Raw genomic sequence first — 12360 nt, forward strand, 5'->3', positions numbered from 1 at the left:
GCCATCTTGGCATGCCGGGCTTCTCGCGCGTGCGCGTGCCGCCGCCGTTCGGCACGCCTCGCGACATCATCCAGGCGATCGAGTCGCGTCGGGCAAAGGCGCTGAGCGACGAAGTCCTGAGCGCGCTGGCGGTCGGCAACCAGGTCGTTGCGCGAGGCTGGAGGAAGCATCCACGGCTGACCGTCCTTGCCATTGGCGTGGCCTGCACGGTTGTGGCGGCGCTGGTGGGGTTGCATACCGGGCAGCATCGGCAGCCGCTGCCGCAGTTCGAGCATGCGCCGCCTGCAAGCGCCGCGCAGGAAACCCCGGCGCCAGTCGTGCCGGTCGAATCGCTGGACGAGGTCTTGATGGCATCACGCGTCAGCAGCGGTACGGTCGTGCCGGCACCCACCGAAGCAGCGGCCAACCCGACAGCGGCGGAACCCATGACCACCCCGCTGGCCATGGCCGCAGCGCCCGCACCGGTTGCTGCGCCCGTTGTCGAAGCGCCGGCCGTCGAATCTGCAGCGCCAGCGCGTGCGGCCCCGGCAACCAAGCCACGCACACTGGCCAGAGCCGCTGGACGCAGCGCGCCGCGCCTCATTTCGCAAAACGGCAAGCCGGTTCCAGCCATGCCGATGGAAGCTGAGGAGGCGCCAGTACGCTACACCGACGCTGCGCCCACGGCGACCTACGTCGCACCAAGCATGCCGGCGATGACGATCCAGTTCCAGCGCCATACGCGCCTGACTGACTGATCAAGCGCCATCCCACCACCCGACCACGGGCGGCCGTTGCCTAGTGCAGTTGGCCGCCCGTTTCGCGTACGTCTTCCTGACGACGCAGCGTGGTTTCGATGGCCACACGCAGCCCGGCGACAACCGTGTCCTGCGCCAGGCTCGGGTGCCCGGGATGCTGGGCTGCCTGCGACGGCAGATACGGAATGTGGATGAAGCCGCCGCGCGTACGCAGCTTATGGCGGGCGATGGCGTGCATCAGCCCATAGAAGACGTGGTTGCAGACGAAGGTACCGGCTGTCTGCGACACCGAGGCGGGAATCCCGCCCGCTCGCAGCTCGCGCACGATGGCCTTGATCGGCAGCGTAGAGAAATACGCCGCCGGACCTTCACTGGCAATGACGGTATCGATCGGCTGCTTGCCGGCGTTGTCGGCAATGCGTGCATCGTCCACGTTGATGGCGACGCGCTCGATCGAGATTTCAGGACGCCCACCTGCCTGCCCGACGGCAATCACCACATCCGGGCGCAGGCTCGTCAGCAGCTTGTCGAGCGTCTTGATGGACTCACCAAACACCGTCGGCAGTTGGCGCGCGATGATGTCTGCCCCGGCAATGCCTTGGCCGTCAAGGGTGCGCACGGCTTCCCATGACGGATTGATGGGCTCGTTCTCGAACGGGTCGAAACCGGTGACGAGGACGGTGGGCATGATGTTCTCCTGCGACGACGACAAACAAAAAACGATGATAGACGTCCTGAGAACATCGTGCCCGCGCGCAGCGATCAGTTTGCTTTGCTGCGCTTGGCCTCGAAGGTCAGCAGGATGTCGACTTCTTCGGTACCCGCCGTGTGCAGCCATTCGCGCGTCAGGCGCTCGCCCAGGCGGCGCATGTCACCCTGCAGCAGCGTGTCGGGGTTGAGCACACGCACCCCGCTCTTGGCCAGCTCGGCCTCGTCGCGCTCATAGGTCTGGCGGCTCGACTCCCAGCCGCGCGCCTCGTAGTCGCGGGCCAGCTTCAGCACGGCCTGCTGCGTGGCAGCCGGCAGCTTGGCAAAGCGCGCTTCGTTGACGAACACGGCGTTCTTCGGAATCCACGCATTGACCTTGTAGTAGTAGGTCAGGCGCTGGCCGGCCTTGGTTTCCAGGCCGGTGGACGGCGAGGTGACCATCGTATCGATGCGGCCGGCGGTGATGGCGGCGGTCAGATCAGCCGCCTCCACCTGCACGGCCTGCGCACCGTACAACTCGGCGATGCGCTTTTGCGCCGCGTTATACGTGCGCAAACGATGTCCTTTCAGGTCGGACAAGCGGGTGATCGGGGTCTCGGAATACAGGTTCTGCGGCGGCCAGGGCACGGCGTATAGCAGGCGCAAGCCGTTGGCCTTCATCACGGCCTCGATGCGGCTGCGCGAGGCGTCCCACAGCAGGCGCGCGTCGTTGTAGCCCGAGACCACGAAGGGAATCGAGTCGACACCGAACAGCGCATCGCGTTGCGCCAGCGTGGAGAGCATCACCTCGCCCGCCTCGGCCTTGCCGTCCTTCACACCGTCAAAGATCGCGGCCGGCTTGAGCAGCGTGCCGTTCGGATAGACGTCCAGCTTCAACTCGCCGTTGGTGGCCGCGTTGATGGCGCCGGCGAAGGCCTGCAGGTTTTGGGTATGGAAATTGGTGGCCGGATACGGCGTGGCCACGCGGAACGTTTCGGCGCGCACGTGGGCGGCCGACAGGAGCGACAGCGCGCTGGCTGCGAGAACACAAAAAAAGCGGCGTCCCGACATGGAACGGCCGCTCGTCATCTGGCTGCTCATGAATCCCCCCCGGAAAGAGCACGATGCGAGGTCAATGACCGCTCGCCCCGAGTGCTCCGGGCGGCGATCGCGTCCAGCGCCGTCACACTGGCGAAACAAACCGCCAGCGTGAAGCGCGCCGCACGCGACGCATTAAACACGATTAATGCAGCATCAGGAAGTACAGGAGCACGATATTGGCTGTAAGCAACAGTAGCGCGGTAGGGACTTGCGCTTTGATCACAGCGTTCTTATCGGACAGCTCCAGCAGTGCCGCCGGCACCACGTTGAAGTTTGCCGCCATCGGAGTCATGAGCGTGCCGCAGTAGCCCGAGAACATGCCGATCGCCGCCATCACCGCCGGGTTGGCGTGGAACACACCCATCAGGATCGGCACCCCCACCCCGCCGGTCATGACCGGGAAAGCTGCGAAGCCGTTGCCCATGATGACGGTGAACAGCGCCATGCCCACGCAGTAGACGATCACCGCGACGAGGCGATAGTCCATGTTGATGTAGGCGGTGGTCAGGTGCGCCACGGCCTTGCCCACGCCGGCATCGGCAAAGACCAGGCCCAGCATGGCCAGCATCTGCGGCAGCACCAGCGCCCAGCCGAGCGATTCCGTCAGGCGACGCGACTCGCGCATGGCCTGCACCGGCGTGTCGCGCGTGAGCCAGCAGGCCAGCGCCAGCGAGACGATACAGCCGAGACCCAGCGAGACGAAGGTCTGGTTCTTCGGATCGAGCAGGAAATCGCCGCCGATCTTGATGTCCTTCAGGAACACGCTGCCGATGACGGTGACCACCGGAATGGTCAGTGCCGGGATGAACAGGCGGTTGCCCAGGCGCTTGGCCGAGGCGCGGCGCTCTTCGACCGGCAGTTCGCCGTGCTTGCCCAGCGTCACGCCGCCCATGCCGGCCAGCAGCGCCATCAGCACGGCGCCGCAGCCCACCACGATCGGCGGGATCTTGTCACCGACCAGGAAGATCACGGCGAAGATCGCCCAGAACAGGCCCGTGGTCCAGCGGCGCGGGTGGTGCGAATCGGCAAAGGTCATCAGCGCGGTGATCGTCAGGATGATCCCGGCCAGCCAGTACAGATAATTGATCGACAAAATCATGGCTTACCCCTGCTTGGCCGTGGCGGCATTGGTGTTGCCGGCAGCGCCCATCTCGCGGGCCAGCCAACCGTCCAGGCGCTTGAGGCGCACCGAGTGGATCAGGAACGCGCAGATCGCGGTCGGAATACCCCACACGGCAATCTTCAGCGGCTCCACGTCGATGCCCGAGCCGAGCAGGAAGGTGTGCATCAGCGCGATGGCGCCGAAGGCCACGAAGATGTCTTCACCGAAGAACAGGCCGACGTTGTCGGTGGCCGCGCAGAAAGCCAGGAGCTTCTCGCGCACCGGCTCGGGCAGCTTGCCGAAGCGGTTCTCGGCGGCGCCTTCGGCCATCGGGGCCAGCAGCGGACGCACCATCTGCGGATGGCCGCCGAGGCTGGTCAGGCCGGCGGCTGCCGTCAGCTCGCGCACGGCGAGGTAGACGATCAGCAGGCGGCCGACGGTGGCCGATTGGATGCGCGAGATCCAGTTCTGCGCATGCTCGCGCAGGCCGTGGCGCTCCAGCAGCCCCACCACCGCCAGCGGCAGCAGGATGATGAGCGGCAAGGTGCGCGTCTTGATGATGCCCGTCCCGATCGCCGTCAGGATCTTGTCAATCGGCATCGATGCTGCAAAACCCGTGGCGATGGCGGCCACGGCCACCACCAGCATCGGATTGAATCGCAGGATGAACCCCGCGATGATGACAACCACCCCGATCAGTGGCCATAGGTTCACTGCCGTATCCATGTGGTGCTTCCCCCCAGTTTGAAAAAAAGCCCCGCCAGTGCCAGTGTGACCCAGCGAGCGGAGCAGGCTTCAGGCGCCGGCGCGCACAGCGATCCCCTCGCTGCCGAGCCGTTCCCGGATGCGTCGCGCGAACGCCAGCGCATGCGCGCCGTCGCCGTGCAGACAGACGGTCTGGGCGCGGATCGGGACCCACGCGCCGTCGATGGATTTAACCCGCTGCTCGCGCACCATGGCAAGCGTCTGCGCAAGCGCGGCGTCTTCGTCGTCCAACAGTGCGCCGGGGGTGCCCCGCTTGACCAGCGTGCCGTCGGCGTTGTAGCCGCGATCGGCGAAGACCTCCTCCTTGGCCTGCAAGCCCAGCTCGCGCGCGGCCTTCACCAGCTCGCCGCCGGCCAGACCAAACACCACCAGCGACGGATCGAAGTCGCGCACCGCGCGGGCGATCGCCATCGCCAGCGGCCGGTCGCGCGCGGCCTGGTTGTAGAGCGCGCCGTGCGGCTTCACGTGGGCGAGCTTGCCGCCCTGCGCCTGCACGATGGCCGACAGGCCGCCGATCTGGAACAGCACGCCAGCGTAGATCTCCTCGGGCGGCAGGTGCATCTCGGTGCGGCCGAAGTTCTCGCGGTCGGGGAAGCTCGGATGCGCGCCGATCGACACGCCCTCGCGCAGCGCCCAAGCGGTGGTCTGGCGCATCGTGTTGACGTCGCCCGCGTGCCAGCCGCAGGCGATGTTGGCCGAGCTCACCAGCGCGAGCAGTGCCTCGTCGTTCTCGCAGCCCTCGCCGAGGTCTGCATTGAGGTCGATTGCGGGGTCGATTTGCGTCATCGTGTTCACCTTGAAGTCAGGCCGCCAGTCGCGTCTTGGCCGTACGCCGCGCCGCCGACAGGATGCCCTGGCGCTGCCAATCCAGCGCCGTTTCGATTTGCTGCAGGTAGCGCGCCACGTCGGCGCGCGCGGCCTCGGCCTGCTCCAGCGTCACGCGCTCGAAGCGCACGCGCGTGCCGAGCGGGATCTGCGCCAGGCGCCACTGGTCAGCCAGGATGACGGTGCCGATCTTGGGGTAGCCGCCGGTGGTCTGCGCGTCGGCCATCAGCACGATGGGCTGGCCCGACGGCGGCACCTGGATCACGCCCGGCACCACGCCGTGCGAGAGCAGGTCGCCGCTGCGCTGCTTCTTGCGCGCAAGCTCCGGCCCCTGCAGGCGGAAGCCCATGCGATTGCTGTTGGGGGTGAGCGTCCAGTCCGACTCCCAGAAGGCGGCCTGCGCCTCGGCGAGGAAGTCGTCGTATTCCGGGCCGGGCAGTACGCGCATGACGGGCGTGTCGCCGACCGTGCGGTCGAAGGTCCAGCGCGCGGCCTTGACGCCGACGGGGTCGGCGCTGATGTCGGGCGCGTGGCTCAGGTCGGCCGGCAGCGTGGCGAGCTTATCGCCGTCCTTCAGCGGACGGCCCTCGAAGCCGCCGAAGCTGGCCTTCAGGTCGGTGCTGCGCGAGCCCATCATCTCCGGCACGTCGATGCCGCCCGCCACGCACAGGTAGGCGCGCACACCGCCCTGCGCCACGCGCAAGGTCAGCGTCTGCCCACGCTGCACGGGGAAGGCGCGCCACGCGTGCACGGGCGTGCCGTCGAGCGTGGCGCGGCAATCGGCGCCGGTGAGCGAGACCAGGCCATCGGCCAGGAAGCGCAGCGTGGCGTTGCCGAGCGTGAACTCGACGCCCGCCGCATCGCTGCGGTTGCCGACCAACCGGTTGCCGACGTACAGCGAGAGCGGGTCGAGCGCGCCCGAGGTGCACACGCCGAAGCGGCGATAGCCGGTGCGCCCCAGGTCCTGCACGGAGGCCAGCACGCCAGCGCGCACGATTTCGATCATGGCGCGCGCGGTTTTCGGTTGGGCTTGGCTCATACGCGCACCTTCGAGGCGACGAAGCGGATGCGGTCTCCGGGCGCCAGCAGCGCCGGGGGGTCGCGCTGGGGCAGGAAGAGCGCCGCGTCGGTGCGGCCGAGCAGTTGCCAGCCGCCGGGGGAAGCCGCCGGATAGATGCCGGTCTGCTCGCCGCCGATGCCGACCGAGCCGGCGGGCACGGCCATGCGCGGCTCCGCGCGGCGCGGCGTGGCGAGCGATTTGTCGAGCCCGCCCATGTAGGCGAAGCCCGGCTGGAAACCGAGGAAGTAGACGATGTATTCGGGGGCGGTGTGGCGGCGCACCACCTCGGCGGGCGTCAGGCCGGTGTGCCGCGCGACTTCGCGCAGGTCGGGGCCTTCGTCGCCGCCGTAGGCGACTTCAATGTCGACACACTTGCCGTCGGCGACGAGCGCCTCGCTCTCTTCCCACGCCTCGTGCATCAAGGTGGCGAGCACCTGAGCATCGGCTTGCGGGCCAAAGACAATCGTCAGGTTGTTCATGCCGGGCACCACGTCGATCACGCCCGCCCAATGGGACGCGCGCGAGGCCATGGCCCAGATGCGCTGCTGGCAATCCAAGGTTGCCGGCGGCGGCACTTCGCACAACAGCGCCAGTTCGCCCAGCCGGTGAATCGTGCACTGCAACATAACCCCCGTTCGTCGTGCTCTCACTAGTCTCGTCAGACCAGCTCGCGTGGATTCGAAAGCGATACGTTAATAAATCGTTGATAAATTCTATATAAGAAGTAACCCTTAGCTCGCCAAACGTGCGTGCGGCCTGCTTTTGGTGCCGCCGGCGCCCGCCTCCATCATAGGCAAGGCCCCGACTAGAAGGGGCAGCGTGTTATGCCTGCACCATATGAAACGCTGACGACAGGCGCGGATGGCGTCGTAACGCCATCCTCAAGCGCCCGGCTCGTGCTGCGTGGCACGCAGGCCAAGCCACAAGGCCAGTACCGCGCAGACCGCCATCATGCCCAGCAGCGGTGCGGCGCCCTGCCCGAGGGCCGCGACCACCGTACCGGTCACCATACCCAGGCCGAACTGCATGGCGCCCATCAGCGCGGAGCCGGTGCCGGCACGCGCGCCCTGCCCGGCCATCGCCAGCGCGCCCGTGTTGGGCGAGATGCAGCCAATCGAAGCGACGTAGCAGAACAGCGCCGCCAGCACGAGCGGCAGCGGCGTGAAGCCGGCCAGCGCAGCGAGCGCGGCCAGCACGCTGGTGACTGCCGGAATCCACAGCGCGCGGCGCAGCACGTGCGCCGGCGAGAACCGCCGCACCAGCCGCACATTGACGCGCGAGGCGGCGATCATCCCCGCCGCGTTGCTGCCGAACACCCAGGCGTAGTGGGTTGGCGACAGCCCGTAGCCATCGATCAGCACGAACGACGACACCGTGATGTACGCAAACATGCCCGACAGGAAGACCGCGCCGCACCACATATAGGCGGCGTAGTGGCGGTCGCGCAGCAGCTCCCAGTAGTCGCGCAGGACGTGGCCAGCGGCCAGCGGGCGCGCCTTGGCAGGGTCCAGCGATTCACGCATCAGGTAGTGCACCGCCACCAGCGACAGCACGCCGAAGCCCGTCAGCAGCACAAAAATGACGCGCCACGTGGCGAACTGCAGCACCGCCCCGCCGATCATCGGCGCGAGGATGGGCGCGACGCCCATCACCAGCATCAGTGTGGAATAGGCCTGGGCGGCACCGGCTGGGTCCAGGCGGTCGCGCACGGCGGCGCGGGCGATCACCATGCCGGCACAGCCGCCGAAGCCCTGCACACCGCGCAGCACGGCCAGCATGGTCGCGTCGGTGGCAAACCCGCAGCCGATGGACGCCGCCACGTACAGCGCCAGCCCGACATAGAGCGGCGGCTTGCGGCCGAAGCGGTCGCTGGCCGGGCCGTAGATCAGCTGGCCGATCGCCAGGCTGATCAGGAACACCGTCAACGTGATGCCCGCCGCCGCGGACGACGTATTCAGGTCGCGCGCGATGGTCGGCAGGCTGGGCAGGTACATGTCGACCGACAGCGGACCGATGGCGGTTAGCGTGCCGAGCAGCAGGAGCCAGCCGGGGATGCGTCTGGAAGAGGAAGCAGTCATGGAGAGAGAAGCGACACGGCGGCAGCGTCCGCGTGCGGAGCGTGCCGGGGCAAACGTTGAACTGTAGCGCAAAGCCGCACACTGCGTCCCAACCCGCGAGGGGCACTGCCCCGGTGCAAATCCATGCCCCGCGCGCCACTGCAGGGAGCTTCATGCCACCTGCATACCTCGGCATGACAAGCTGGTTGGCATCAATCCCCTCGTTTTCCAGCGTCCTCGCTTGCCATCGCGCGATCGGCGGGTCCCGGCACGGGTTTTGCACTCCCAGCCCGTTCATGTGGGACCCGCGTAAACACGGTGAAACCGCCGTCCCGCGCGGGCCGGACGATATAATCGCCCGTTGATGGCAAGCATCACCCAAGCATGATGATTGCTGCGATGCGTCGACGCGAATCTGTGCCGGCATCGCACTCTGTGAAGTGTCGTCACCACCCAATAAGAGACCGCCTCCGGGGAGCGCCAAGCCCACGGCGAGCGGCAGGAAACCACGAGCCAACCTGTTGTGACACAACTTCCTCCGCGCCTGTCGCTGACGGGCATGACCAAGCGGTACCCCAGCGTGGTCGCCAACGACGGCGTGAGCCTGACCGTCGCGCCGGGCGAGATCCACGCCGTGCTGGGCGAAAACGGCGCCGGCAAGTCGACGCTGATGAAGATCATCTTCGGCGCGGTGCAGCCCGACGCCGGCCAAATGCAGCTCGACGGCCAGCCGGTCGAGATCGCCAACCCGCACCAGGCGCGCGCGCTGGGCATCGCCATGGTGTTCCAGCACTTCTCGCTGTTCGATACGCTGACGGTGGCCGAGAACATCCTGCTGGGCCTGCCCGCGGGCACCGACCTGCGCGACGTCGCCGAGCAGGTACGCACCACCGGCGACAAGTACGGCCTGCCGCTGGAGCCGCATCGCCACGTGCATACGCTGTCGGTGGGCGAGCGCCAGCGCGTGGAGATCGTGCGAGCACTGCTCACGCGCCCGCGCCTGCTGATCCTCGACGAGCCGACCTCGGTGCTGACGCCGCAGGCCGTCGAGAAGCTCTTCGTCACGCTGCGCCAGCTCGCGGCCGAAGGCACCAGCATCCTCTATATCAGCCACAAGCTCGACGAGATCCAGGCGCTGTGCCACACCGCCACGGTGATGCGCGCGGGCAAGGTCACGGGCGTGTGCGACCCGCGCCAGGAAACGGCGGCGTCGCTCTCGCGCATGATGATCGGCGGCGAGCCCCCGCGCGAACTGCGCCCGCAGACCACGCCGGGCGAGGTGCGCATGGAGGTGGCCGGCCTGTCGCTGCCCAAGGCGCACGCCTTTGCCACCGAGCTGCGCGACATCGCCCTGCAACTGCGCAGCGGCGAGATCGTCGGCATCGCAGGCGTGTCGGGCAATGGACAGCAGGAGTTGCTGGCCGCGCTGTCTGGTGAAGACACGCGCGCGCCGGCGCAAACCATTTCCATCGGCAATGAGCCGGTCGCCAAGCTGGACCCGCGTGCGCGCCGCAAGCGCGGGCTGTCGTTCGTGCCGGAAGAGCGCCTCGGGCGCGGCGCGGTGCCGTCGCTATCGCTCGCCGCCAATACGCTGCTCACGCACCAGCGTGCCCCGCAGGTGCGCGGCGGGCTGATCGACAAGAAGGCCGCCGCCAAGCTGGCCGCCGGCATCATCAGCCGCTTCGGCGTGAAGGCCGGTGGGCCCGACGCGCTGGCCAAGAGCCTGTCGGGCGGCAACCTGCAGAAATTCATCGTCGGCCGCGAAATCGAATGCGCGCCGCGCGTGCTGATCGTCGCGCAACCCACCTGGGGCGTCGACGTGGGCGCAGCGGCGCAGATCCACAACGAAATCCTCGCGCTCAAGGCCGGGGGCTGCGCCATCCTGATCGTGTCGGAAGAACTCGACGAACTCTTTGCCCTGTGCGACCGCCTGCACGTGATCGCCAACGGGCGCCTGTCGCCCTCCACCCCCACGCACGCCACCGACCGCGAACAAATCGGCCTGTGGATGAGCGGCATGTGGGATAAGACCGGCGCAGCCCAGGCTGCCGCCGCTACGGAGGTGGCCCATGGCTGACGTCATGCATGGCAGCCGCCTGGCGCTGCCGATCTCGCTGGAGCTGCGCGCGATCCCGTCGCGCACCATGGCCTATGCCTCGCCGCTGATCGCGCTGGCGTTGACCATGGTGTTCGGCCTGCTGCTGTTCGCGCTGCTGGGCAAGGACCCGGTGGCCGGCCTGCGCGTGTTCCTGATCGAACCGCTGGTCAGCAAACGCGCCATCGGCGAGGTGTTGCTCAAGACCGTGCCGCTGGTGCTGTGCGCGCTGGGCTTGTCGGTCTGTTACCGCGCCAACGTGTGGAACATCGGCGCGGAGGGGCAGTTGATCGTCGGCGGCATCTTCGCGGCGGCCACCGTCATCGCCTTCGATACGCCCACGCCAGCCATCCCGGGTGGCCTGGCGCTGGTGCTGGCCATCGTCGCGGGCATGGTCGGCGGTGCGCTGTGGGCCTCGATCACCGCCCTGCTGCGCGATCGCTTCCACGCCAACGAGATCCTGGTCTCGCTGATGCTCACGTACATCGCGCAGTTGCTGCTGCTGTACATGGTCAACGGGCCGCTCAAGGACCCGAACGGCATGAACTTCCCGCAGTCGATGGTGTTCGACAACGCGTTCGTGTTGCCTACGTTGGTGGCCGGTACGCGCCTGCATGTCGGCTTCCTGTTCATGCTGGTGATGACGGCGGCGATGACGCTGTTCGTGTTCCGCAGCTTTGCAGGCTATCGGCTGCAGGTGGGCGGGCTGGCGCCGCAGGCGGCGCGCTACGCCGGCTTCTCGTCGCGCGGGGCGCTATGGACGGCGCTGCTGGTGTCGGGCGGGCTGGCAGGCATTGCTGGCGCGTTCGAGGTGACGGGGCCGATCGGGCAGTTGCTGCCGTCGATCTCGCCGGGCTACGGCTTTGCCGCCATCGTGGTGGCCTTCGTCGGGCGTCTGAACCCGGTGGGCACCGTGCTGGGGGCGATCGTGATGTCGCTGTTCTATATCGGCGGTGAACTCGCGCAATCGCGCCTGGGGCTGCCGTCCGCCATTACCGGGGTGTTCCAGGGCATGCTGCTGTTCTTCCTGCTGGCCTGCGACACCTTGATCGAATACCGCCTGCGCTGGCGCGCGCACCACTGATCGGGCCGAGAGAGAAACAGAAACATGGAAAGTCTTGCTCCCCTGATCGCCGCGTCGATCAACGCCGGCACCCCGCTGCTGCTAGCCGCACTGGGCCTGTTGATGAACGAGCGTTCCGGCGTCCTGAACCTCGGTGCCGAGGGCATGATGCTGGTGGCCGCCGTCGCCGGTTTCATGGTCGGCTACCAGACGCAGATTCCGCTGCTGGGCTTTGCCGCCGGCGCCATTGCCGGCATGGTGATGGCCGCGTTGTTTGCGTGGCTGGCGCTGGTGCTCGTCACCAATCAAGTCGCCACCGGCCTTGCACTGTCGATTTTCGGCACAGGCCTGTCGGCCTTCATGGGCCAGCGTTTTGTCGGCATGTCGTTGCCGGCACAGGCGCACGGCATTCCGGGGCTGGAGTCGATCCCGTTTGTTGGCCCGGCGCTGTTCGCGCACCACTGGATGGTCTATTTCAGCCTGCTGCTGTGCGGCGCCATCGCGTGGTTCCTGTTCAAGACGCGCGCGGGGCTGACGCTGCGCGCGATTGGTGAATCGCCCGAGTCCGCCCACGCGCTGGGCTATCCGGTGCGCACCATCCGCTTTGGCGCGCTGATGTTCGGCGGCGCGTGCTGCGGGCTGGCGGGCGCGTACCTGTCGCTGGTCTACACGCCGATGTGGGTCGAGAACATGGTCGCGGGCCGTGGCTGGATCGCGCTGGCACTGACCACCTTCGCCACCTGGCGGCCGCTGCGCATCCTCTTTGGCGCGCTGCTGTTCGGCGGCGTGACCATCCTGCAGTTCTACCTGCAGGGGATGGGCGTGTCGGTGCCGTCGCAGATTCTGTCGATGGCGCCGTTTGCCGCCA

12 protein-coding genes are annotated in these 12360 nt (G+C 67.6%); 4 read left to right on the forward strand and 8 right to left on the reverse strand.

From position 1 onward, the window contains the following. A partial coding sequence (locus QZ609_RS18640) for a hypothetical protein (RefSeq protein WP_295497901.1) occupies positions 1 to 737 on the forward strand: 737 nt, incomplete at its 5' end. A 40-nt stretch (positions 738 to 777) separates the two neighbouring features. Here the strand turns inward: QZ609_RS18640 and pcp are convergent. The 8 genes from pcp to QZ609_RS18680 form a co-directional block, all read right to left on the reverse strand. Further along, positions 778 to 1425 (reverse strand): pyroglutamyl-peptidase I, encoded by a 648-nt coding sequence (pcp, locus tag QZ609_RS18645; RefSeq protein ID WP_295497903.1) that lies wholly within the window; start codon positions 1423 to 1425, stop codon positions 778 to 780. Between the two features lie 74 nt (positions 1426 to 1499). Beyond that, positions 1500 to 2525 carry a TRAP transporter substrate-binding protein gene (locus tag QZ609_RS18650; protein ID WP_295497905.1) on the reverse strand — a complete coding sequence of 342 codons (1026 nt, stop codon included), beginning with the start codon at positions 2523 to 2525 and terminating at the stop codon, positions 1500 to 1502. 142 nt (positions 2526 to 2667) lie between these two features. After that, positions 2668 to 3624 (reverse strand): DUF979 domain-containing protein, encoded by a 957-nt coding sequence (locus QZ609_RS18655; protein WP_295497907.1) that lies wholly within the window; start codon positions 3622 to 3624, stop codon positions 2668 to 2670. A 3-nt stretch (positions 3625 to 3627) separates the two neighbouring features. Continuing rightward, positions 3628 to 4353 carry a DUF969 domain-containing protein gene (locus QZ609_RS18660; protein ID WP_295497909.1) on the reverse strand — a complete coding sequence of 242 codons (726 nt, stop codon included), beginning with the start codon at positions 4351 to 4353 and terminating at the stop codon, positions 3628 to 3630. 69 nt (positions 4354 to 4422) lie between these two features. Beyond that, on the reverse strand, positions 4423 to 5178 hold the full coding sequence (gene pxpA / locus QZ609_RS18665) for a 5-oxoprolinase subunit PxpA (protein WP_295497911.1): 756 nt from the start codon (positions 5176 to 5178) through the stop codon (positions 4423 to 4425). A 16-nt stretch (positions 5179 to 5194) separates the two neighbouring features. Then, positions 5195 to 6256 carry a biotin-dependent carboxyltransferase family protein gene (locus QZ609_RS18670; RefSeq protein ID WP_295497912.1) on the reverse strand — a complete coding sequence of 354 codons (1062 nt, stop codon included), beginning with the start codon at positions 6254 to 6256 and terminating at the stop codon, positions 5195 to 5197. Then, positions 6253 to 6900: a 5-oxoprolinase subunit PxpB gene (pxpB, locus tag QZ609_RS18675; protein WP_295497920.1), complete on the reverse strand. Its 648-nt coding sequence runs from the start codon at positions 6898 to 6900 to the stop codon at positions 6253 to 6255. Before pxpB ends, QZ609_RS18670 begins: the two co-directional genes overlap by 4 nt. Before the next feature lie 258 nt (positions 6901 to 7158). Then, positions 7159 to 8355, reverse strand: coding sequence for a multidrug effflux MFS transporter (locus QZ609_RS18680; protein WP_295497914.1), 1197 nt, complete (start codon positions 8353 to 8355; stop codon positions 7159 to 7161). A 538-nt stretch (positions 8356 to 8893) separates the two neighbouring features. Between QZ609_RS18680 and QZ609_RS18685 the strand changes: the two genes are divergently transcribed. The 3 genes from QZ609_RS18685 to QZ609_RS18695 form a co-directional block, all read left to right on the forward strand. Further along, positions 8894 to 10411, forward strand: a complete 1518-nt coding sequence (locus QZ609_RS18685; protein WP_295497922.1) for an ABC transporter ATP-binding protein — start codon at positions 8894 to 8896, stop codon at positions 10409 to 10411. Next, positions 10404 to 11513 (forward strand): ABC transporter permease, encoded by a 1110-nt coding sequence (locus QZ609_RS18690; RefSeq protein ID WP_295497916.1) that lies wholly within the window; start codon positions 10404 to 10406, stop codon positions 11511 to 11513. The genes QZ609_RS18685 and QZ609_RS18690 overlap by 8 nt, the downstream gene beginning before the upstream one ends. A gap of 24 nt (positions 11514 to 11537) precedes the next feature. Next, positions 11538 to 12360: ABC transporter permease (locus QZ609_RS18695; protein WP_295497918.1), on the forward strand; the 823-nt coding region annotated here is incomplete at its 3' end.

Source organism: uncultured Ralstonia sp. (assembly GCA_913056305.1).
Taxonomy (GTDB): Bacteria; Pseudomonadota; Gammaproteobacteria; order Burkholderiales; family Burkholderiaceae; genus Ralstonia.